Raw genomic sequence first — 22,633 nt, 5'->3', positions numbered from 1 at the left:
TGGCTTTACCCTATTTGAACTACTCAAATAGGGTAAACTGATACTCAACGCTGGATATTCTAAGGTGTAAAAGCTGTGGGGGCTAAGTATCCGCCTGCGTGATCTGCGTTTCTGCTTCTAGAATGAGCTGGCTAAGGGGCATATCAAAGACATCGCTCATACGCCGTAATGTATCCAGCGTTGGCTGATGCTTCCCTCGCTCGAGCAGGGATACATAGCGCATACTTCTCCCGGCCCTATGGGCCAGCTCCTCTTGGGAAATATTCAACGCACGGCGATGCATTCTTAGAACCGAGGCTAGTGCAGTCAACAAGGGGTCAATATGTGGAGTATCCATTTCTGGACATAGGGAGTAAATCTTTGGTTGCGGCTATGAAGTAAACTGTGAATAATCCAATGGCGATATATAAATTTGATAACGACATTTTGGAGAAAGCTGTGTTTATGGCCAGATTTGTTTGTACTGAGGAACAGTTGAGTTCGTTGATGGCAAAAGTCGCAAAACTGGTCATGCAGGAGCTTGAAGACACCCAAAATCATGATACCGCAGGCCCATCCAATCATCCATCTAGGCCGAGAGGTAGGCCGAGATCGATTTACACAAGGCAGTTACATTTAAGGGTCCTACCTGAGGACGCAGAATGGTTTCAAAGAACATGCGAAGAAATGGGTCTTCAACAAGGTGCATTCATGTCGCGCATCAGAGAAGCCTATTGCCAGCATTCGGTGGACAAATTCGATTATTAACGACGAGATTTGCATAGCATCCAAACGATTTGAGCCTACTTGGGACATTATCGGTGGCTAAGGCCTTGCCGTAATTTTTTTCGTGAAGAGATAGATGCTAGGTGGAAGAACCCGTTGCGAAGGGGCGCGATCAATCCCACTGCACAAGCGCTTTCAAACTCACCCAAAACAAATCTCAATCCCGATGGGAACCATAAGGTAACTTTACTGTTATCTTTGTGAAGCTTGCAATCTGAGCTCTGAATAAATTGAAAATTTTTGGAGGCTGATATGCGCATCATGCATATTTCGCTGGGTGGATGTCTATCCGCTCCGCCCGTTAAGTACGGCATGACGGAAGATACCGGTGGGCATATCGCCTATGTTCTTGGCGCTGCGATGGCGCAGGCAAAACTCCCTGAGGTTGAAGAGGTCACGATTGTGACGCGGCTGTTTGATGCGGCGGAGTTGGGGGCTGTTTTTGCGCAGGCCGAGGAAAGGATTGCGCCCAAGTGTCGGGTGATGCGTCTTGCGTCGGATCGGGTTGAGTATTTGGAAAAGGGTGATTTGGTGGTGGAGCTTCCCTCGCTGCAAAACGCTTTGTTAGCGACGCTTGAAGAGATGGGTGCGGCGCGGCCGGATGTGATCCATGCGCATTTCGCGGACGCGGCAAAGCTGGCGCTGGCGGCGCGGGAGAGGTTCGGGATTCCGGTGCTTTATACCGCGCATTCGCTGGGGGCGGAGAAGTTGAGGCCGGGCGAGGATCCTTCGGCCGAGTTGAAGGCACGGATCGCGCGGGAGACGCGTGCGTTGACAGAGTCGGATGCAATTATCGCCTCCTCCCGTGATGAGGTGGAGCGGCAAATACCGAAGTTGGTGCCAACTGCGGAAGGGCGCGCGCATCGGATTGGGCCGGGGGTTTGCGTAGAAACGCAGGGTAATGCGGCTCGGGCGCGGGAGATGCTGGGTGGGTTTCTGCGGGATGTGAGCAAGCCTATTATCCTCGCCATTGCGCGGCCCATTCGGAAGAAGAACCTGCGGCGGTTGGTCGATGCCTATGCGTCTGATCGTACACTGCAAGAGCGTGCGAACCTTGTGGTTATCGCGGGGCTGCGGGACGGCTTGGGGCAGGGGTGCAGTGAGCGTGATGCGGTGATTGCGGATCTGTTTGACGGGGTCGACCGACATGATCTTTGGGGCAAAGTGGCGCTGCCACGGCAACACTCCGCGCAGGATATCAGCGACCTTTATGCGCTAGCGGCCGAGGGTGGCCTGTTCTGCAATCCTGCGTTTCACGAACCCTTTGGGCTGACCCTGATCGAGGCCGCGCAGGCGGGTGTGCCTTTGGTCGCGACGCAATCGGGCGGGCCGTTGGATATTCTGCCGGAGCTTGGTTTTGGTGCTTTGATCGACCCCTATGATACGGCGAGCCTGGCGCGCGGGTTGCGCGACGTGCTGATGGCACCGGAGCGGGAACTGTCGGCGCGACGGGCGCAGCATATTGCGCGGCAGACCTATGATTGGACGGCTTGGGCGAAGCGGACGCAAGCGGTGATGGATGGGGTAGTCCGCTGGCCGCAGGATCAAACCGTGGATGTTCAGCAACATGAGCACCTGCTCGCCTGCGACATCGACAATACGCTGACCGGTTGTCGCAATGGCGCGCGGGCTTTTGCCCAGTGGCTTGGGCGCGAGGGGGAGCGCTATGCTTTTACTGTCGCCACCGGACGCTCCATCGCGGAGGCGCAGCGGGTGCTAGCAGAATGGGATTTGCCCACGCCGGATACCATCATCAGCTCTACGGGCACAGAGATTTGGCGCCGTTCCGGCAGTGGTTTTACTCTATGTAAGGAGTATGCAGCGCTGATCTCGCAGGAGTGGGATGCGGCGGCAGTGCGTACGGCGCTGGAAGACACTAATGTGCGTTTCCAGCCGGTCTATGACCAGCGCCGGTGGAAGGTCAGCCTGTTTGGCACCATCAGCGATGTGCCTGCGATCGAGGCGCAGTTGCATCATGCTGGTGTCTTGGCCCGCATCATTCCGTCCCATGAGAAATTCATCGACATCATCCCCGTGCAGGCCGGCAAGGCCGCCGCGATCCGGTTCGAGGCGGCGCGGCGTGGCATGTCGGACGACAGCGTGATCGTGGCGGGGGATAGCGGCAATGATATGGATATGCTCTCGCGCTTCGAGAACGCTGTGCTGCCCGCAAATGCGCTGGCGGAGCTGGATGGTCTGGCCTCGGTCTATCGGTCTTCGCTGAAACATGCGGCGGGGGTTTTGGATGGGGTGCAATATTACCGCACACCGCAGCCGATGCTGATGGCGGGCGAATAATCATGCGTGATTTCCCTGACGTTCCCCTGCGGCCCTTCGGCTATTTTGTGCATCACCAGGGGCGGGGCCATGCGGAACGCTGCGCCGCCGTTGTTAACGCGCTGCCCGAGGCGCGACCGGTGCGGATTTTCTGTGCGCGCGACGATATTTTCCCGACTTTGCGTGACAACGTGACGGTGCAAAAGCTGCCCTCTCTGTTTGAAGCGCGGGGGGATGAGCCGCATGGCAGCGCCTTGCTCGATACACCCGACACGACCCATTGCGCGCCAGTTGGCTGGTCCGGCATTCGCGAGGCGATGGCCGCGATGGCGCAGTTCTTTGCCGCCGAGGCGCCGGAGCTGATGATCGTCGATGTCTCGGCCGAGGTAGCGCAGCTGGCGCGGCTCTGTTCGGTGCCGCATGTCAAAATCCTCCAGCATGGCGACCGTAGCGATGCAGGGCATTGTGCGGCTTATGACGGCGCCGCGGGGTTGCTCGCCCCGTTCCATGCGGATTTGGCGCAGGAGAGTTGGGCCGCGTGGGCGGAGAAAACCTACTACGCTCCGGGGCTGGGGGTGAATGTATCACTGCCCAAGACCGAAGTGGCCCGCACGACGCTGAAGCTCGGCAAACACCCCATGGCGCTGGTGGTCTGTGGCGGTGGCGGCAACGGGATTTCCGAGGCCGCCTTGGGCGTCGCCGCGCGCAGTTATCCGCAGATGGACTGGATCACCATCGGTGAAGTGCAGCGCGACTGGCACGCGACCTTGCCGCCGAACCTGATGCATAAGGGCTGGGTCGACAACGCGCCCGACTATATCGCCGCGGCGGATCTGGTGATTTCTTCCACGGGCAATACGACCTGCGCCCAAGTGCTCACCGCTGCGAAGCCGTGGATCGTGGTGCCGGAGTGGCGCTATTTCGACGAGCAAGTCGAGAAAGCGCGCGCCTTGGGTCAAGCCGGCGCCGCGTTGCATTTGCCGCATATGCCGAGCTCTGCCCATGCTTGGCGAGCCGCGATTGCGCAAGCGCAGAGCCAGCATGATCCTGTGCGGCAACGTGCCTTGGCAGGGGGTACTGATGCGGCGACCCGTACCGCTCAGTGGCTCGGCAATCTGGCGGACCGCCTATGGGACCGCCCCGAAATTTCAAAATCTCTAAAGGAGGTTCACCATGCGTGACGTATCCGTTCTTACCATCGCCCGCGGCCGCGAGGCGCATTTGCACAATGTTATTCGTGGCCTGGCCGCGCAAACCGTGCCCCCGCGCGAGCTGGTGATCGCCGCCATGCAGGATGAGCTCTACGACGGGCTGCCCGACGCACCCTTTCCCATCCATCAAATCCAGGTCACCCGCCCCGATGGGGAGCTTCCCCTTGCAGCCGCGCGCAATGCGGTGGCGGCCAAGGCAAGCGGTGCCGTTCTGGCCTTTGTCGATGTCGATTGCATCCCGCATCCTGCGCTTGTCGCCGATGTAGCGGAAGCATGCCACGATGGCCGCGGGCTGGTGATGGGAGAGGTCGCCTATCTGCCCAAAGAGGTGACGGAAGCTGGCCTCGATTTCGATCATTTCGACAAGATCGGCGTCAAACACTCCGACCGGCAGGGACCACCGGCGGAGGGTCTGCGTTATTGCGAGGATTACCGCTGTTTCTGGTCGCTCAACTTCGCTATGCACCGCGCCGATTGGGCGCACAGCGGTGGCTTTGACGAAGGCTATTTCGGCTATGGTGGCGAGGATACGGATTTTGGTCGTGTGCTCGACGCCCGCGGGATCGACATCTGGTGGATGAAGGGGGCCAAGGTCTATCACCAATATCACGACCACTGCATGCCGCCGATCCACCATGTAGAAGCCGTGGTGCGCAACGCCGAGTATTTCGCCACCCGCTGGGGGCATCGCACCATGGGCCATTGGCTGCACGCCTTCCATCTGATGGGGCTGATCGACAATAGCGACGATGCGCTGACCATCCTGCGCGCTCCGGATGAGGCGGATTTCGAAATGTGTCGCCAGACCGGCGATATGCCCTATGCCAACAGCCGCCGGGTGATGGACAAGCTGTTGCGCGATCTGGACACCGAGGAAGAGCGCCGCGCCGCCGCCCAAACGGGCGAGGACCGTATCTCTGCCATCGCGGCGGAGTGACATAATGAAGATCGCTGTCATCGGACATGTGCGTTTTCCCATCGCGCGCCCGTTCATGGGTGGGATGGAGGCACATTGTTGGCACCTCTGCCGTGGCCTGCGGGCGCGGGGTCATGACGTGACCCTTTTCGCCGCAGGTGACAGCGACTGGGGTGGTAAGGTCGAGCCGGTCGTGGACGTTCATTATGACCGAGAGTTCCCTTGGCATAAGTGGCACGGCACGCCGGAGTTGACAGGGCATCTGGATGCCGCGTTCGAACGTCTCCTACCGCGCATTGCCGAGGGCGGTTTCGACGTGGTGCATAACAATTCACTGCACCGCTTCCCCCCGCGCTTCGCCGCGCGGCACCGGATCCCGATGGTGACCTCCCTACATGTGCCGCCGTTCGATGTATTGAAGCGTGCCGTTGCCGATGGCGGGGCGCCGTGGTCTCTGTTTACCACCTGTTCGCAGCGGCAATTGGGAGCGTGGTTTGATGACGCAGAAGCTCCCTTCGCCCGTGTCGTACCGAATGGCATTAATCTTGCGGACTGGCCGTTCCGCCCGGAAGCCGATGGCACTGCGGTGTGGATGGGCCGCATCACGCCGACCAAAGGGACGCATTTGGCCGCTCAGGCGGCTAAGAGTGCTGGCATCCCGCTTAGAATTTACGGCACGATTGAGGATCAGAGCTATTTCGACACCGAAATTGCACCGCTGTTAGGTGAGGGTGTGCAATACGGCGGCCACCTACAAGGCGCGGACCTGACTGAAGCCATCGCCCGCGCATCTGTTCTGCTGTTCACCCCCCTTTGGGACGAACCCTTCGGACTTGCCGCGATCGAGGCGATGGCTTGTGGTCTGCCGATTGCAGCGGTTGAGAATGGGGCGATCCGTGAGGTGGCAGGTGACGTGGCGCGGTATGCCGAGGCGGATGCTGGGGAGCTGGCCGAGGCTTTGAGGAAAGCGATCAACATCCCGCGCTGGGCTGCACGGGAGAGGGTTGAGAGGTTGTTTACGCTGGAGAGGATGTTGGCGGCGTATGAGGGAATGTATAAGCGGGCGGTCGACGCCGTAGATGAGAGGTTTGACATGCCTTCGTTCGAAGCCTTTCAGCTTCCGGCATATCAATCTGGGGTGTTTCTACATAGTTTTCCGGCCCAGTGCGTCATAAAATAATGGCCAAGAGGCCCATTATACTATGATAAGCTAAGGCGATTTAGCTGTGTCCAAATGCGTGCATCCGGACACAGGACATTGTCGCTCTTCACTGCGCTAATGCAGCGTGTTCTGCCTCGCTACCGAAGGGTCAATAAACCTCAAAACGGCAGCTCGCCCGGTCAAGCCGAGCTTTCGGCAGGCGCGTGACTTATAGGTCTCTGCTGACTTGGGACTGATACCAAGCTCGTACCCGATGGCTTTAAGCGTATAGCCGCGACCATAATACTGCAGGATTTCTTTTTCTCTCTGGCTCAGCCTTGGAGCGCGGTCCATATTTTTAATGCCTGCGAGATCTCCGATTATCGAAGCAAGTTCATCGGGCTCAATTTCGCTATTTACGACATGCCTTACAGACTGTGCCGTAATCAAATGGTCAGCTGGGCCACCGTATAAGAGAACAAGAAACTTATCGCTGTTTAGAAGTGCACCAATATCACTCTCCTTTTTCTTAATGATGCTGGGGTCTACGACATACAATTCCTTTTCTTCCCGCGATCCCGTTGGGGAAAGTTGGCTATATGTTTTCTTGTTTATCATACTATCTAGAATAGTAACCGCTTGGGATACACGCGTTCTGATTAGGTCATTGTTGGTGAATAAAAAAGTACTTAGTCTGAATTTTCGAAATGTGATCTTGGGTAGTTCGTTAAAGCTATTGGGCATAATAGTACCTCTCAAAAATAGAGATGTTCAATGCCTGTATTTCTACTAAATAAGGTTAACCTGCTCGTTCGTGGTTACCAAATAACCATATACAAAAACGGCGGACGTTTTTCTCACGACTCGTCGAAATATGTCAAAAATGTGCCGTTACATTAGCAAAATTAACCAAATATTCAAGAATTTATGTTAAGCGTAACCTTTTCGCGCGTAAATTTTAAATGTAAGACTCTGATTACAATATAAAAATATGCAAAATTCGGAAGGTTTCTCTTGTAGGTTTTTCCCCGACTTTTAGAAATTAGTTTCGTATCTCATGCTGCTTCGTATTCCGTATGAAGACTTTTTTAGCCGAATCTAATCACACACCGCTTACCAAGCCTTTACGACATTATATTCAGGGGCGACCGGTACCGACGCGTGGTTCGTTTCATCAAGCTCAGAAACTCACAAGCTTCATCAAAGGAATGACACTGTCCAGGAGCCCCTGGTGCATGTCCAACTAGATCGCCCCGCAATGGGGTCCAACGGAAACGGAGGCCACTATGACTAAGTTCCTTACATCAACAGCACTCGTTACAATTCTCGCATTGCCAGCCATGGCAGAGCAAACTGACATTTCGCAAACGGTAGATGCTCTGCAAGAAGCGCTGAATACAATTGATATCAGTGATGACGCGACAAATGTGTCTCAAGCAGGAATCAACGCCGCAAACATTATCTCGATCGATTTTGGGTCGCTTGATGACGTAGACCAGTTTTCTGAGAACGGGATGATCCAAGACGCGATCAATGACTTCGAGACTCAGGGTACTATAGGCAACAACGCAATCCTCACTGACGTTAGCCAATCAGGAACCAACGTTCTCAATAGCATCGACCTGACAGTTGAAGGTGGCCAAGGCTTCGACCTGAACCGGCTTGTTCAGGAAATCGACAATGCGGATCAAACAGCGACCAACGACATCGATATTCTGAATGGGTCCAGCATTGGCATCGATCAAGGCGCAACCAACGTCATGAACATGGCTGCAATGGACGATATGCTTGAAGACAGCGCGCTTAATGATCTTCAGCAGCAAATCGACGATAGCAGCCAGGTCGCTGGCAACGAATTCGATATCGACCTGGGCGTCGATGACATCTCGCAGAATGCCGTCAACGTTATGAACCTGGCCGAAGTTGAAGATGACCTCAAGGGCGATTCATTCCAGTACGTACAAGACAGCACCCAAACCGCGACCAACGAGGCTTCTGATACAACCGTTGGGGCCTCTATCAATAGTTTGGTCCAAAGTGCGGTTAACATTGCGAACAGCCTCGATGTTGGCGGCGCAACGACGGATGGTGGTTCGCTTGAGTTCGCAGCCATCGGTCAAGTGTACGAAGGTGTTTCAGGCGGCCAACTTGCTGACAACTACGTTCAGTTCAGCACTGGTGGCGTAACTGGACCGGCCGTCGATGGCGATGGTGAAATTATCATTGACCAGTCAGCGCTGAACGCGATCAACTTGGCGACCGTCACCAACGTTGGGTGGACAATCTCTCAAAGTGCCGTCGATGTTGACCAACAATCACTGAACCTGGCTCAGGGTATCGGTGTGGGCGTGAATGCAGATCTGACCAATTTCGATCAGAGCGCTACAAACGTCGGCAACATTCTCTCGGCAGGGGCTCTGCCTGATCTCGTAAGCATGACTGAAGTGACTCAGACGTTCGCAGGGGATCAACTGGCCCAAAACGGCATGTTCGGTGCGGATGACCTGACATCCGTCACGCAAGCCGCGACCAACGTCATCAACTCGGTTAGCGGGCTGTAAGGTCGAACCGATATTGCAACTGGGGCGGCAGGGATCTTGCCGCTCTGGACTACATCAATTCGGCCAATCAGGTGATAAGAATATGGTACGCTTCACGCGCAAATACTTATCCGTCTTGGCCTTTTTCAGTATCTCGCCGGCCGCCCATGCTCAGGCAGAGCTCGATCCGAACCTGATCGCAAGCCAAAGTATGACCGGCAACCAGACCTCTTTGAATTATTTAAACAATCGACGGTCATCTATACTGAACGGGAGCCCGACAGGAACGACAACAAATCATGCCTTGGGGATTGATGCTATCTTCCAACCGGTCCCAGCTACCGTCACTCTTCAAGAACTTAATCAATCTATCTTGAATGCAACGAATATTCTTTTGGCGACGGGGAATGACGTGAACAGCATTCACCAATCCATGCAAGGCAATCAAACCGCTAGCAATATTGCTGAGAACCACAGTTTGGATAAGCCACTCGTATCTGCCCAGACAGGTGAAAACCTCGCAAACATTGTGATCGCGAACCGCATTGATAACGTCACGCAATCCTTTGGACCCGGCGCATCGCAGAATATCCTGAACGATATGCGCAGCGCAGGGGCGACGCTTGATACTGTCACCCAAACCGGTCGGAACACCGCAAACGTTGCAACGGCCGAACTCTCGATCGGGTCTGGCGGGCAATTTTTTCCTCGTGACACGTCGCAGCTGATTGAAAACATCGTTGAAGTCTCGAACCCGATAGGGGGCGCATTTGACGTCGTTCAATCCGGCGTAAACATCGGCAACGTTCTGGTCGCAGAAGAGGTCAAAGATGTTACCCGCGTGTTCAGCGGCAGCCAGACTGTCCGGAACATAGTGACCTACCCGGAAGGGAACATACCGCTTAGCCTCACCCAGACAGGTTTGAACATTGCAAACTTTGTAAGCGCCACAAGAGTCGACGGCCTGTCGCAGGTGTCAGACGGCACACAAGTTGTCGAAAACTCGGGCGATGACCATTCATTGGCCGGGATTACGACCCGTGTGACAAGTCACAGCTATTCTAGCACCAACGTCGTAAACTTGCTTGAAGTCAATGAACCCGCCTCAGCCGACCATGTTGTTATCAAGAATACAACTGTAAGTGCGACACAGACGGCCAACCAACCCCAACGGGTTCAAAGCAGCAACGGCACCCATTCTCAAATCGGCAACTCTGCAACGATCTCACGATAAATTAGGTCTTGGGAAGAACGCTCAGAAGGATAATTCCGAGCAGGACGCTGTCCGGCACCAAGGGCCTGATAGAATCCTGGGTGCGGCGGGCCAAGCTTTTGGCTTTTTCGTGGTGTATTCGATAGCCAGCTTCCCATAATTAAGCGCACGATCTTTCAGCCGCTCGGTGCAGATTGAAGCGCTTTGAGATCGGACCAATCGTTTCGTAATGCGCTGCATCCTTTGATCGATTGCCAACGGCTCGACCATTCCTAACGCATTGAAAAAGTTCAAAATCTCGCTTGAATCCGCCATGGGTGACCCAGGAATGACATCTTCACAGGTCAATGCTAAAGACCGGTAGCTGACCATAGATTCAAGGAAGACTTTGGGGTCGTAGACTTCAACATCATTCGCCACGGCAGCAGTTTCCTGCGCCACGGTGCTGGTCGCAAAAGCCAACACCGCGAAGCAAGACCCTAAAAGGCAGTTTGAAACGGTCATTGGCCTGCCCCGACCGCGTTCTTGGGAAGTAGGCGATCACAGCTGCCATCATGTTTGAGGGTCGTCGAGACGATATCATAGGCGGCTTCGGCGAGCATCCATCTGATACCTGAATGCAGCCCTTCTTGGCTTTTCGTTCCGATCTTTACGTCAAATAATTCACTATCAAAAAACCGAAATATCGATCCATAAACTTCGACGCCCACTGCTTGCTTGGAATATGCCTCTGCCATCACGAGCTCGGTGGATCGCGTATCGGTGACCCTTAGGTCGGCACCCACGGTCAAAGCGAACTTGCGTTTGCCACCGCCGACCCCAAATAGCGAGCCTTCGGTCCCGCCCGAATAGGTATTGAAGTCAAGCTGCGTAACCGCGCCGTCGATAACCAGATCGGATCCCCGCAGCGCTCCGCGTTCAAGCGGACGATAGGGAAGCCTTTCCCCTTCGACAATCGCGTCTCGGCCATCGCCAAGTATCTGTTCGCGGGCGCGGGCGATTTCGAATTCGGTAACCACAGTATTGACGCGGTTAACCTGCTTCACGCCCGCCTTAGAAAGCGCAGTCACCAACATGCCAGCCGTGTCGCGCGGCACATAAGGACCAGCTTCGTCGACTTCGAACTTTTGGGATAAATCTGAAATGGTATGGACCGCGAATACACGGTTGCTTCGTGTTACTTGTGGGGATCGCGCGAGGCATTCCAGCGCTTGGTCCGCGGGGGTATCGATCGTGATTGGGATTGCGCCATTATAAGGCGCTTTGGGTTGTGACAACTGCGGCGGCATACTTTCGCAACCAGCCACAATGGAGGTGAGCAAGGCTCCGACTACAAGGCGACGGTGTTTCAATTTCCCGAGCCTTGTATACTAAGCAGCCGAGCCGCTGCATCATCTACTGCTGCTGATGTATCATCACTAATTGTATTCGAAGCAGTACCGCTTGCCTCTTGAATGGTTTGATTGCCGTTATTGTCTTGCCCTGTATCGATGGTGTTGTCGCCATCACCATTAATCGTGATTGAAAGAGAGTTCCCCGTTTGCCCGCCTGCAGCGGCACCAGCGGCGGCTTGAGAACGCTCGAATATTTTGAAATTTAACCGAGTTTGCTCTCCAGAGAGCAAGATCTGACGCTCTGATGGCGATCTAAATTGCCACGGTCTTGCCTCGGTCAAACCATTAGCTGAGGCCGCGCCAGAAATCAGCGAAAAGCATACTAAATATTTTAACATCCGTTACCCCAACTCAATAAAGTGATGTCCGGAAAAAAAGCCACAGTTCAAAATGAACAATGGAGTGGACTAAAAATTTACGCTTAAAGTTAAAATATGCACAGCTTGGCCTGAGTTGGCAAGAAAATTGAACGTTAAAGCGATTGGCGTTGCAGGACGGATACGCAATTAGAATTCATCAGCATGGCTATGACGCTTTGCAAGTCGTGCGGACCCACTCACCACCTAATTTATCCCGACGGAAACCGTGAGTTTGACCTAGATCAAGGCGCCGATGCCTGATGTCCTCCCCATCACAAGGATCTGCGCGCTCATTCGTGGCCTCGCGTCATGCTTTCCGGTTTCACGCTTTGACCGTCGCGGCGCTTCGAGCCGAACCAGTCCCTGCATCTTCTGCGCCCCGTCTACACTCCCAAAGTGGTACTGCAGTTGGAACAGAGGTTGCGGCATTCGCAGAAAAGTCTGGGGCGACATTTCGCCGCCCCGGCCAGAGGATGATCTTTAGTGGCTGCGACAATTTTGTCTCTCGCAACAGCTCGCACCTATCCTGATTTCAGAAACCAGATATGTATCAACGGAAAGTATGTGTGCGTGCAGTTATCGTCGCTTCAGCAGGAATTTGTACTTCATTTTGGTGAAATGGGCTCACGGTGGGGCATCGTTCGGACCGTTGGCCAAGTTTATGCTGCTCTGCGCCCCCGCTTATTGTACTTAACTTCGCAAGAGATGCGATCGGAGCACTGCTCGATAGCGGCATCAGGTTTGCGTGGGGAACCGCCGCCGTAGATCCGCAACCTGTTCAGCTGTGAGGGGCCGCGTTTCCATCGCTTGGAGCGCGAGGAACAGTTTTGCGGTCTCCTCTAACTCCTCGGTCGCATAGACCGCGTCGGATAGCGATTTCGCCGATACAACCGGCCCGTGGTTCGCCAACAGAACTGCGTGGTGGTCCGAGGCCATTTCACCGACGGCCTTGGCCAATTCGATATCTCCCGGAGCGAAATAGGGAATGAGGGGGAGCTTGCCAACACGCATGACGTAGTAGGCCGTTAGCGGCGGCAGAACATCTTTGTGGTTAATGCATTTCAGGCAGCTTACGGCGACAGAATGGGTCGAGTGTAAATGTACGATGGCCGATGCGCCGGACCGATTGGCATACATCGCCATATGTAGGAATGCTTCTTTGGTGGGGGCATCGCCTGAGATGTGGCGGCCTTCGGGGTCCAGCAATGACAGGCGCGCTGGATCGAGGTCTCCCATGGAGGAACCGGTTGGGGTCATCAACCAGCCGTCGTCGACCCGCACGCTGATGTTGCCAGAGGAACCGAAACTGAGCCCCCGGTTATAAAGCGACGCTGCACGGCGCACGATGTCTTCTCGGATTTTCGCATCACTCATGGCAGCACCTTTAAGGCATCTTCGAAAAAGCTGGGTTGACCAAAATTTCCAGACTTCAGCGCCAATGTTAAGGGCCGGTCCAATGCTTGGGTCCACGGCACGCCTGGCGCGATCTCGGGACCAATTTCGAGCGTTCTGATTTGAAGGGCCGAGACAACCGCGCCGGAAGTTTCTCCTCCTGCAACCAGCACCCGATGAAAACCCGCCTCGGTAAGGCGCAAAGCAAGGGCGCTTAGGGTGTCTTCCATCATTTGCCCAGCGGCGGCCACGCCGTAGCGTTTCTGGATACCGGCCACTTCTTCCGGATCTGCCGATCCGTAGATAATCACTGGACTGTCAGTAGGCTGGGCTTTTGCCCATTCCGCCAATTCAGTCACCATGTCCTTACCAGCTGCGATTTTATCGATGTCGACCTTTGCGTGAGGCCATATTGCCTTGGCCTTTGTGAGCTGTGCGCGCGTGGCGGCCGAGCAACTGCCCGCCAAAATCAGCGCGCGGCCTTCGGTTGGCAGAAAATTGATATCTCGCCCCGGGGCTATTTGGCCTCGCCCGCGGAGAATGTCTGGCAACCCAAGCGCGATACCCGAGCCGCCGGTGATCAGCTTGTGATCTGCCGCAGCTTTGCAAATGGTTCGTAGGTCGGCTTCGTTGAGCGCGTCGATGACGGCGTATGAAACGCCTTCGGCTATCAGCGCTTCCATTCTTCCGCGGATTGCTGGCACACCTTGTTGAACAATTGGTGCGGGAATGAGCCCTACCTTGCCGGTGGATTGCGCCTCCATCAGACGCATAAGATTTGAATCGCGCATTGGCGTTATCGGGTGATCCTTCATCGAGCTTTCCGCCAAGGGCAACTCTCCGACGAAGAGCACGCCGTTGTAGATCGTGCGGCCATTCTTAGGAAAAGCAGGGCAGATCAATGTGAGTTCGCAACTCAGCGCTTCGCGCAGCGCATCAGCGACTGGTCCGATGTTTCCTTTCGGTGTCGAATCGAATGTTGAGCAGTATTTGAATAGGATTTGTTCAGCGCCTTCCGACTGGAGCCACTTCAACGCAGCCAAGGACTCGGCAATTGCATCCTCCACTGGCGCCGTTCGTGATTTCAGCGCCACAACAACCGCATCCGCATCGCCATAAGTCGCTTCAGGGCTGGGGACTCCGATGACCTGAACGACCCGCATCCCTTCACCGACCAACGTATTGGCAAGATCTGTGGCGCCGGTGAAATCATCGGCGATAGCGCCAAGAACGATGGGCATTTCAGTATCCTTTCAGATCGATATCGCGTTCGAGAGCCGCGATAAGTAGATTTGCGGTTGCACGGTTGGTTGCGACAATTGCCTGATACAGCGCTGAGACCCGCAGCAGGGCTTTGACGTCCACATCGTGGGGTACCGCTGAAAGCGGATCGAAAAAAAGACCAAGGCATCAATTCGGCCTTCTGCGATCATCGCGCCAAGCTGTTGGTCGCCCCCAAGCGGTCCGCTTAGCAGCCGGGTGACCTTGAGCTTCGTTTCCAGAGCGATACGTTTGCCCGTCGTTCCGGTGGCATAGAGTGTTTGCTGAGCCAATACCGCCCTATGGCGGGTAGACCACGCAATTAAAGCGTCCTTGCAGCAATCATGAGCAACCAGTGCGATCCGCATCGGTTACCCCTTAAGGCCGGCCACGACTTCGCGTGTTGTGGCGATGGTACCCATATCACCGCCAAATTCCATCGGGCGCAGCGCATTGGCGGAAAAGCCCTTATCGACGGAAGCTTCGATCAAAGCGGCCGCGTCGGTATACCGACTGTCCCCAGAGCGTTCGCCAAGGTAGTCCAGCATCAGTGCTCCGCTCAGGATTGCGGCAAGGGGGTTCGCCTTGTCTTGTCCCATGATATCAGGAGCGCTGCCATGGGCGGGCTGAAAAAGACCGTTTTTATCACCAATTTCGGCGCAGGCAGCCATGCCCATGCCGCCGACCAGACCACCGCCCAGATCAGACAGGATATCGCCGAACATGTTCTCCATTACCATGACATCGAAATCCCACGGTCGCCGCACCAGATCGAGCGCTTGGGCATCGACGTAGTTATAATTTGCCTCGATGTCGGGGTAGTTCGGTCTGATCTCGTCGAAAATCTTGCGGAAGAAAGCCATCGACGTGAAAACATTGGCCTTATCGACACATGTCACCCGACCGGGCTTTCCGCGCTCTTTGCGTTTCTGAGCCAGTTTAAACGCGAAATCATGAAGTTTCTCTGTGGTCGCGCGGGTAATGCGAAGGGTGTCGCGAACCTCGGTGTCACCGATCACTTCGCTGCGTTTATGGGCAGCGGCGGAATAGAACAGCCCCTCGGTGGACTCACGCAGGATGATCATATCGATCTGCGCTGCGCGAGGATCGGCCAAACGTTGCGGCGCGTTGGGGTAAGCCTTGATGGGGCGAATACCAGCGTAAAGGCCAAAGCGGTCGCGCAAGCGCAGGTGAGGCGAGATTTCGGTGCCGTCCTGATGGCGGATTGACGGCAGCCCGATCGCGCCTAGAAAAATCGCATCTGCCGTGCCTGCGCGTTCTTCGCCGTCGGGCTCGATGTCTTGGCCGGTTTCAGCGTAGTAGCCCGCACCCGCGTTGATTTCGTCATAGGTTAGGGCAGGGGCGCTGCAAATCTCGCAGGCTGCGTTGACGACTTCGATGGTCGCGTCTGCCACATCGATACCGATCCCATCCCCACGGATAAGGGCGATTTTCAAACCAGAAGCCATGTCATTTTCCTTGATCTCAACATTTCACTAGGGTCGAAGGCTGCCTAAAGGGAGGCGCGTATCCCGCTGATGGGCACCACAGCCGAGGAACGATACTTGCACTTCGTTGGGCTGCTCTGGGTCGACAAAACATGCTGAAATGCTCCCCTTCAGTCATCCGTACGGGCGTTTTTACCTCTTCACGTATATATCTGCGTATGCGTTGGTGCATTGATAGTCAATGGCTTTCGGGCTATCTTTCATTGGTGCAGAATGAGAGGGAGCCGTCTGAATGAATTCTGGCAAGGTAAAGTCGGCGGAGTTCGAGAGGCCAATCTCTCAAGCCGCTCGTGTGGCCGGCATCCTCCAAGGGATGATCACGAATAACGAACTGCCCCCAGGTTCTAACTACCTTGAAGCCGAACTCGGAGAGATGCTGGGTGTTTCGCGCACGCCCATTCGAGAAGCCGCGGTGATTTTGGCCTCTCGTGGCTTGGTCGAAATTCGGCCTCGGCATGGTATTCGCGTTTTGCCGCTGACCATCGCTGACATGGTCGAGATCTATGACATCCTGATTGAGCTTGAGCCGCTGGCCGCCTTTAAGGCCGCGGAGCGCGCGTATCCGGAAAAGGACCTGCGTGGGTTGGATGAGAGCCTCACGCAGATGGAAACTGCGCTGAAGCGCGAGGACCGTAAAGAATGGGCGGCGGCGGATGATCGGTTCCATCAGGGGCTGGTGTCCTTGTCAGGGAGCCGGCGTCTGGAAGAGGTGATTGCGATGTACAGCACTCAGGTGCATCGCGTTCGCTTGCTGACCCTCTACATGCGCCCATTGCCTCATGCATCGAACGAAAACCACCGAGCACTTTATAATGCGATCCGAAACGCTGAGCCAGAGCGCGCCCGCGACCTGCACCATGAACATCGGGTGGAGGCCAAAACCCTACTGATCTCTTTGTTAGAGCAGAACAACCTCTCGCGGTTTTGAAAAAAGCGTTGCGCCGAAGAGGCGTATCGCCTGAGCTGTGGCGCGCTTAGACCGCTAGTTTGCGGCCTTCGTCGGCAGAGCGATAGATTGCATGCTCGATCTCGATCACGCGTAGATAATCGCGCGCCTCATTCTCTAATGCGGAGCCATTCAGCAGGGCCGACACGACATGTTCTTGCAAGGCTTTGGTGCAATCCCCGCCGAAGCCCTCATGCTGGTCTGGGGGCGCAATCTCTTCTGCCTCCAGCGTGCCGAAGGGGCGAAGCCATATTGATCCGTCTCCATAGAGCGTGAGCGTGCCATCGGTTCCTTCAATCAGCGCCTCGCCCATCGTGCGGCGGGGGTTATCAGCGGCGTGGCCCAGGCTGCGGTTGGCATCAAGCAGAGCCCTTACTCCACCTGGGTGGTCGAAAGTAACATAGCCCGCATCTTCACCCGCGATTACAGGGTTCACCCGTCGCAGATCAGCGTAGACGTGGCTCGGTTCACCAAAAAGATAGCGGAAGGTGTCGACCCAGTGAACGCCGGTCTCATGGATCAAGAAGCGCTCCATCTTTTGAAAGTACGGCTGGCGGGCGAGGTAGGCGGCCGGCCCCTGACCATCGCCCGGGCGCAGCCGAAAGCTGGCCTGTAGCGTGGTGCCGATCTGACCCGCTTGAAGCGCGGCCTTGATCTTGCGGTACCAAGGTTGGAAGCGGAAGTTTTCATGCACGACGAGCGGCACACCGGCATCCTCGGCCAGTTGGGTAATTTCGCGAGCTTCTTGCAAAGAAGTACAGAAAGGCTTTTGACAGATGATCGCTTGCGGGCTTTGGCCAAGTGCCTTGCGAATGGCTTCTGCGTGCCCAACAGGCGGTAAGATGATATCGACGATATCGGGGTTGGTCGCCAGCAGGGCATCGATATTGTCGAAGGCAGGGGCGCCAAAAGCTTTTGCTTTCTCCCAAGAGCGATCAGCAACGCCAACAAGGCTCACCCCCTCTATACGCTGCCATCCATCGATGTGAAACTGGCTGAAATAGCCGGCTCCCAAGCAGGCGATCCGTAAAGTCATATCTTCATTCCTTTTTTCTTTCCTCGCGCGCCCCGCGGGTACTGCTTGCTCTATACCCTCTGTTGCACCAACACCCCTGTTCTCCAGCAACTCTTGCGGCCTGTCTAGGACGGGGGCAGCGGATAGAAACGCCCCTATGAACCGACGTGTGAGTTGACAACACATGAGTTAATGCATACGCAGATAAATGCAATAGGCACCATATCCATTGGGAGGATGAGATGAAAACCAAATTTGCACTGGTCGCGCTTGCCGCGACGCTAGGCGCCGGACTGTCCGTTCAGGCGCAGGCGCAAGAATACCCATTCCGCGATATCACAGACGTTGTCGTTTGGGGCGCGGGCGGCGGTACCGACAGCATCAACCGGATGATCATGGCCGAGATGGAGAAACATCTTCCAGTGTCGATCAACGTCACCAACCAAACAGGTGGCGTGGCTGGTTCCAATGGTATGGTCTTTGTCCAGAACCAAGCCGACGACGGTTATACGCTGGCGGGCATTTCAGAATCCAATGTGACGGCTGCCGTTCAAGGAGGCTGGGATCAGAAGTTTGATTTCTGGTACCCCTTCATCATCGGTGGTTCGCCCGATCTGATCTCAGTTCCCGTGGATAGCCCCTATGACACACTGCAAGAACTTGTTGACGCCGCAAACGAAAAGCCTGGCTCAATCCCTGCTGCGGCATCCGGGGCGGGGTCGATCCACCACCTAAACCTGCTCGCCATTGAGAAAGGTGCGGATGTCTCGTTCAAATTCATCCCCTATGAAGGTTCCGCCGCGGGGCAAGAAGCGGCTATGGCAGGCGAAGTGGCTTTGGTCGTAACATCATTGGCGGAGCAGGCGCCTTTGATCGAAGGTGGTAAGCTGCGTCCGCTGGCGATGCTGACCCCCGAAGAAGGCAAGTTGGGAGAAACCACGATCCCGTCCGCATTCGACATGTATGACGGGCTTGAAGCCTACCTTCCGCTCAAGCAATCCATCGGTTTCGGTGTAGCCAATTCGGCCCCTGACGAGGTGAAAGCCACTTTAACCGAAGCGTTCGACAAAGCGATGGCGTCGGATACCGTGGCTGAATGGGCCGCTGTAAACTACTATGACATCGGCGGCCAATCCGGCGAGGAAGCACAGGAAATTTTCTCCAAGCTGGAGAGCACCTTTGCCTATACGCTGAAAGAGCTCGGCTCGACCACAGTCGACCCGGAAAGCCTTGGTATCGAAAAGCCTTAAAGGCCACTAATAACAAAAGTAGACGGGGCGCACTTCTGCGCCCCGCTTTGCCGAATGGGGGGAGCGAAATGGATATCGAAAAACTACAGGCAGAACTCAACAAAGACTTAGAGATGCTCCGTGCCCGCGATTTTTGGGGGGCTTTGGCGCTGATCAGCTGTGCGGTTTTCTTCCTTTGGCGCACTAGCTTCATCCCCTTTCTAGGAGAGAACCGCGCCGGGGTGAGTGGCGCAGAGTGGTACAACTCCGCCGCGATCGTTCCCTTTGGCATCTGGCTGGCCATGCTTTTGCTCGGATTGGTGCTGCTGCGCATAGCAATCAAAGCAGGGGGCGCTGAGCGAGCATTGTCCGCCGTGGGTCTTGGCTGGAACCGGCAAGAGGCTATCCGCATCGGTTCAATTGCGGTGATCATGGGCATGTTCATTTTTGCTCTCGTACCACGTGTCGATTTCATTCTTGCCGGTGGTCTGGTGATTAATGCGCTGATCTACGGGTTCCACGCAGGGCGCGTCGGGCGAATGTTGCAGGCGGCAGGTGCTGTGACATTGCCCGGGATATACGCGATTTTTATGCATTTTCCGCAAGCGGAGTGGAACAAACCTCATGACGACGATTGGGTCGTGTTGGCAGCATGGATGCTGCTGACCATCTGGATGTTAGCCCACGATCGCAGCCGCATTGCAAGGGCTACCCCTTGGATTGCGTTGTTGACACCTTTGATACTCGTGACCGCAATGGCTTTTGGCTTTCGGCAAAATGTGCCGAACCGGGGCGGGCTGTTGTTTTCACAGATTGAGTATCACTACTACGTCACCCTTCGTCCGCTTTGGAGAGACTGATGGAATTCTTCCTGTCGCAACTGCAAGGGTTCGGAGGGGCTTTTTCTGCTCTCGTCACGGATCCGATTACCTATCCCTATATTATAATTTCGGTTTTCCTGGGCATTGTCTTTGGCGCATTGCCGGGATTGACGGCGACCTTGGCAGTTACGATCCTCACAGGCTTTTTCGGTAATAAGATTCCGCTTGATTATGCGCTGATTGCCCTGTTGGGCGCCTATGTCGGCGCAATCTACGGTGGGTCTTACCCTTCGATCCTGCTTAATATTCCCGGCACGGCAGCCAGCGCGGCCACGGCGATGGATGGCCATCCACTTGCTAAACAGGGGCGGGGGGCCGAGGCCTTGGGTCTGACCACCACGGGAAGTTTTATCGGCACGCTCATCGGGACGGCTGCCCTATTGGTCTTTGTTTGGGCGCTTTTGCTGATCTCTCAATCCATCGCCAGTCCTGAAAAGGCGCTGCTGGCGCTTTTCGGCATCTTGCTATCCGGGACGCTAATGTCCGAAGATCTCGTGGTTAAAGGCTGGATCTCGGGACTTGCTGGATTGGCAATGGCGATGGTCGGGCTGGACCCGCTGCTGAGTGAGCCACGCTATACATTTGGTTGGTCCTATCTGATGTCGGGCTTCCAAGTCGTGCCGGTGCTGATGGGCGCCTTTGCGATTCCGCAGATTATCGACGGGCTGCGCCAAGTTGATACGGGCAAAGTTATCGCGCTCACCGGGCGCATCTTGCCTAACTTTGCAGCCATTCGGCGGCATATGCCCACCATTGCGCGTTCAGGCGTGATCGGTACGGGCGTTGGCGCGCTGCCAGGCGTGGGCGAGGATGTGGCAGGCTGGGTCAGCTACGGCGTTGGCAAATCGGCCAGCTACGATGGCAAAAATTTCGGAAAGGGATCAATCGAAGGGTTGCTGTCGTCCGAGACGGCAAACAATGCCTGCATCGGTGGCGCGCTGATCCCCTTGCTGGTCTTAGGCATTCCTGGCTCGCCTCCCGCAGCGGCACTGATGGGTGCGTTCAAACTCAACAATATCATTCCAGGTCCGACGATTGACCCTTCGATCATCCTCCGGGTCTGCGCAATCATGGTGCTGGCGTCGCTTACCATGTTCATCATGGGCTTGTTCACAGCGCGCGTATTCATCCAGATCCTGCGCCTGCCGCAGACCGTCTTTCTGCCTGTCGTACTAATCTTGACCACCATTGGTAGTTTCAGCGTGGGAGGCGGGATCAACGATCTCTATCTCATGCTGGGGGTAGGTGCGCTGGCTTACTTTATGAACCTGATGCGATATCCCATTGCGCCGCTGGTCATCGGCGTCATTCTGGGCGGACTATTTGATGAAACCTTCCGCCGCTCTTTGCTCTTGAGCGATGGCGACCTGTCAGGCTTTTTCACGCGTCCAACCGCGGCGGTTCTGCTGGCGCTGAACGTGGCGCTGATTGCCGGGCAGATGCCCGTGGTCCGCCGGGCATTCGCAAAAATGAGGAAAAGATAATGTTTGCTATCTGCGTCACCTTTCGCATCAAAACCGATCAGATGGAGGCATTCATGCCCCTGATGCTCGAAAATGCTGCGGCATCCAAAAGCCTGGAAGCAGGTTGCCATCGTTTTGATGTGCTTACAGATGCAAATAAGCCTGGTCAGGTGTTTCTCTATGAACTCTATGCAGACAGCGCAGCTTTTGACGCCCATTGCGACAGCGCCCAATTCAAAGCGTTTAGTGCGGCCACCGCTGATATGGTGGCGGGCAAAGAGGTCACAAGTTGGAGCACTGTAGCATCATGAGCGAATGGGAGGTTCACGCGGTCAAATACGCCGATCGCAACGCGCGTGTAAGAGGCGATAGTTTCGTTTTTGATGGCCGCCACGATGTGGCTCACCCGATGGACTATTTCATCTGGGTCTTGCGCCAAGGAGAGCGGGTGATCCTTGTAGATACGGGCTATGACGAGGCTGAAGCTGACGCGCGTGGACGGCCGATCCGGCTTGATCCGCGCCGCGCCTTGGCACCTTTGGGAGTCGCTCCTGAAGCGGTCGAGACCGTTATCGTCACCCATCTTCATTATGACCACGCCGGCGGGCTGCATCTTTTCCCCAACGCGAAATTGCATATTCAAGCGGCTGAGATGGCCTACGCCACCGGGCCTTGCATGTGCCATGATATGCTTCGTATGCCCTTTTCGGCAGGTCATATTTGCGAGACGGTGAAACGACTTTATTCCGGCAAGGTGATCTTCCATGACGGTGATGCCGAGGTCGCGGATGGAGTAACAGTTCACCGCATCGGCGGGCATAGCCGGGGGCTGCAAGCGGTGCGGGTGCTCACATCGGCGGGCTGGCTCGTACTAGCCTCTGATGCGGCGCATTTTTATGAGAACTTCCAAAGGCGCAAGCCCTTTCCCATCGTGGTCGATATGCAGGACATGCTGGAAGGGTTCACAACGATTGAGCGGCTCGCCAGTCAGCCTGAGTTGATCGTGCCCGGACATGACCCATTGATTATGTCGTCCTTCCCGCGTGACAAGGCTGATCACATTGTGCGGCTGGATCGCGGGCCGAACCTGCCGCCGGTGTGATTAAGAAAGCCTAGCCTTCTG

Annotated in this window: 22 protein-coding genes; 12 read left to right on the top strand and 10 right to left on the bottom strand. The window is 55.6% G+C overall.

Annotation, left to right across the window (positions count from 1 at the left end; all coding sequences use genetic code 11):
- Positions 1 to 82 precede the first annotated feature (82 nt).
- Positions 83 to 337 carry a helix-turn-helix domain-containing protein gene (locus ACNQ62_RS01085; RefSeq protein WP_418093994.1) on the bottom strand — a complete coding sequence of 85 codons (255 nt, stop codon included), beginning with the start codon at positions 335 to 337 and terminating at the stop codon, positions 83 to 85.
- A 740-nt stretch (positions 338 to 1,077) separates the two neighbouring features.
- Between ACNQ62_RS01085 and ACNQ62_RS01080 the strand changes: the two genes are divergently transcribed.
- From ACNQ62_RS01080 to ACNQ62_RS01065, 4 genes are read left to right on the top strand one after another with little or no spacing between them, the layout of a single operon-like run.
- On the top strand, positions 1,078 to 3,063 hold the full coding sequence (locus tag ACNQ62_RS01080; protein WP_418093993.1) for an HAD-IIB family hydrolase: 1,986 nt from the start codon (positions 1,078 to 1,080) through the stop codon (positions 3,061 to 3,063).
- A gap of 2 nt (positions 3,064 to 3,065) precedes the next feature.
- Positions 3,066 to 4,223, top strand: coding sequence for a glycosyltransferase (locus ACNQ62_RS01075; RefSeq protein ID WP_418093992.1), 1,158 nt, complete (start codon positions 3,066 to 3,068; stop codon positions 4,221 to 4,223).
- Positions 4,216 to 5,190, top strand: a complete 975-nt coding sequence (locus tag ACNQ62_RS01070) for a glycosyltransferase family 2 protein (RefSeq protein ID WP_418093991.1) — start codon at positions 4,216 to 4,218, stop codon at positions 5,188 to 5,190. Before ACNQ62_RS01075 ends, ACNQ62_RS01070 begins: the two co-directional genes overlap by 8 nt.
- A gap of 4 nt (positions 5,191 to 5,194) precedes the next feature.
- Positions 5,195 to 6,349, top strand: a complete 1,155-nt coding sequence (locus tag ACNQ62_RS01065) for a glycosyltransferase (protein WP_418093990.1) — start codon at positions 5,195 to 5,197, stop codon at positions 6,347 to 6,349.
- A 96-nt stretch (positions 6,350 to 6,445) separates the two neighbouring features.
- Here the strand turns inward: ACNQ62_RS01065 and ACNQ62_RS01060 are convergent, their stop codons facing one another.
- Positions 6,446 to 7,054: a helix-turn-helix transcriptional regulator gene (locus ACNQ62_RS01060; RefSeq protein WP_418093989.1), complete on the bottom strand. Its 609-nt coding sequence runs from the start codon at positions 7,052 to 7,054 to the stop codon at positions 6,446 to 6,448.
- Positions 7,055 to 7,596: 542 nt separating this feature from the next.
- Here ACNQ62_RS01060 and ACNQ62_RS01055 point away from each other — a divergent pair.
- Positions 7,597 to 8,871, top strand: a complete 1,275-nt coding sequence (locus tag ACNQ62_RS01055) for a hypothetical protein (RefSeq protein ID WP_418093988.1) — start codon at positions 7,597 to 7,599, stop codon at positions 8,869 to 8,871.
- Between the two features lie 82 nt (positions 8,872 to 8,953).
- Positions 8,954 to 10,084: a hypothetical protein gene (locus ACNQ62_RS01050; RefSeq protein WP_418093987.1), complete on the top strand. Its 1,131-nt coding sequence runs from the start codon at positions 8,954 to 8,956 to the stop codon at positions 10,082 to 10,084.
- Between the two features lie 21 nt (positions 10,085 to 10,105).
- Here the strand turns inward: ACNQ62_RS01050 and ACNQ62_RS01045 are convergent, their stop codons facing one another.
- From ACNQ62_RS01045 to ACNQ62_RS01015, 7 genes are all read right to left on the bottom strand, one after another.
- On the bottom strand, positions 10,106 to 10,567 hold the full coding sequence (locus ACNQ62_RS01045) for a hypothetical protein (RefSeq protein ID WP_418093986.1): 462 nt from the start codon (positions 10,565 to 10,567) through the stop codon (positions 10,106 to 10,108).
- Entirely contained in the window at positions 10,564 to 11,415 is an 852-nt protein-coding gene (locus ACNQ62_RS01040; protein ID WP_418093985.1) for a CsgG/HfaB family protein, read from the bottom strand. The genes ACNQ62_RS01045 and ACNQ62_RS01040 overlap by 4 nt, the downstream gene beginning before the upstream one ends.
- Positions 11,412 to 11,795, bottom strand: a complete 384-nt coding sequence (locus tag ACNQ62_RS01035; RefSeq protein ID WP_340249710.1) for a hypothetical protein — start codon at positions 11,793 to 11,795, stop codon at positions 11,412 to 11,414. Before ACNQ62_RS01035 ends, ACNQ62_RS01040 begins: the two co-directional genes overlap by 4 nt.
- 756 nt (positions 11,796 to 12,551) lie before the next feature.
- The gene (gene otnC, locus ACNQ62_RS01030) at positions 12,552 to 13,190 is read right to left on the bottom strand and encodes a 3-oxo-tetronate 4-phosphate decarboxylase (protein WP_418093984.1); all 639 of its coding nucleotides are present in this window, start codon (positions 13,188 to 13,190) and stop codon (positions 12,552 to 12,554) included.
- A complete protein-coding gene (gene otnK / locus ACNQ62_RS01025) occupies positions 13,187 to 14,449 on the bottom strand; it encodes a 3-oxo-tetronate kinase (RefSeq protein WP_418093983.1) in 1,263 nt (420 codons plus the stop codon). Before otnK ends, otnC begins: the two co-directional genes overlap by 4 nt.
- A 12-nt stretch (positions 14,450 to 14,461) precedes the next feature.
- A complete protein-coding gene (locus ACNQ62_RS01020; protein WP_418093982.1) occupies positions 14,462 to 14,836 on the bottom strand; it encodes a methylglyoxal synthase in 375 nt (124 codons plus the stop codon).
- Positions 14,837 to 14,839: 3 nt separating this feature from the next.
- On the bottom strand, positions 14,840 to 15,937 hold the full coding sequence (locus ACNQ62_RS01015) for an isocitrate/isopropylmalate dehydrogenase family protein (protein WP_418093981.1): 1,098 nt from the start codon (positions 15,935 to 15,937) through the stop codon (positions 14,840 to 14,842).
- Positions 15,938 to 16,208: 271 nt separating this feature from the next.
- Here ACNQ62_RS01015 and ACNQ62_RS01010 point away from each other — a divergent pair, with 271 nt between their 5' ends.
- Complete coding sequence (locus ACNQ62_RS01010) at positions 16,209 to 16,904, top strand: GntR family transcriptional regulator (protein ID WP_418093980.1); 696 nt, start codon at positions 16,209 to 16,211, stop codon at positions 16,902 to 16,904.
- Positions 16,905 to 16,950: 46 nt separating this feature from the next.
- On the opposite strand, the gene ACNQ62_RS01005 is transcribed toward ACNQ62_RS01010, so the two are convergent.
- Complete coding sequence (locus tag ACNQ62_RS01005) at positions 16,951 to 17,958, bottom strand: Gfo/Idh/MocA family protein (protein WP_418093979.1); 1,008 nt, start codon at positions 17,956 to 17,958, stop codon at positions 16,951 to 16,953.
- A 221-nt stretch (positions 17,959 to 18,179) separates the two neighbouring features.
- On the opposite strand from ACNQ62_RS01005, the gene ACNQ62_RS01000 reads away from it, so the two are divergent.
- From ACNQ62_RS01000 to ACNQ62_RS00980, 5 genes are all read left to right on the top strand, one after another.
- On the top strand, positions 18,180 to 19,187 hold the full coding sequence (locus ACNQ62_RS01000) for a Bug family tripartite tricarboxylate transporter substrate binding protein (protein ID WP_418093978.1): 1,008 nt from the start codon (positions 18,180 to 18,182) through the stop codon (positions 19,185 to 19,187).
- A gap of 68 nt (positions 19,188 to 19,255) precedes the next feature.
- Positions 19,256 to 20,026: a hypothetical protein gene (locus ACNQ62_RS00995; RefSeq protein ID WP_418093977.1), complete on the top strand. Its 771-nt coding sequence runs from the start codon at positions 19,256 to 19,258 to the stop codon at positions 20,024 to 20,026.
- Positions 20,026 to 21,531 carry a tripartite tricarboxylate transporter permease gene (locus ACNQ62_RS00990; protein WP_418093976.1) on the top strand — a complete coding sequence of 502 codons (1,506 nt, stop codon included), beginning with the start codon at positions 20,026 to 20,028 and terminating at the stop codon, positions 21,529 to 21,531. Before ACNQ62_RS00995 ends, ACNQ62_RS00990 begins: the two co-directional genes overlap by 1 nt.
- The gene (locus tag ACNQ62_RS00985; protein ID WP_418093975.1) at positions 21,531 to 21,821 is read left to right on the top strand and encodes a putative quinol monooxygenase; all 291 of its coding nucleotides are present in this window, start codon (positions 21,531 to 21,533) and stop codon (positions 21,819 to 21,821) included. The genes ACNQ62_RS00990 and ACNQ62_RS00985 overlap by 1 nt, the downstream gene beginning before the upstream one ends.
- On the top strand, positions 21,818 to 22,612 hold the full coding sequence (locus tag ACNQ62_RS00980) for an N-acyl homoserine lactonase family protein (RefSeq protein ID WP_418093974.1): 795 nt from the start codon (positions 21,818 to 21,820) through the stop codon (positions 22,610 to 22,612). Before ACNQ62_RS00985 ends, ACNQ62_RS00980 begins: the two co-directional genes overlap by 4 nt.
- The last annotated feature ends 21 nt before the right edge of the window (positions 22,613 to 22,633 follow it).

Source organism: Sulfitobacter sp. SBS6, assembly GCF_048285585.1.
GTDB classification, from domain to species: domain Bacteria; phylum Pseudomonadota; class Alphaproteobacteria; order Rhodobacterales; family Rhodobacteraceae; genus Sulfitobacter; species Sulfitobacter pontiacus.
Note: the sequence above shows the minus strand (reverse complement) of the source record. Positions and strands in the feature narration are given on the sequence as shown.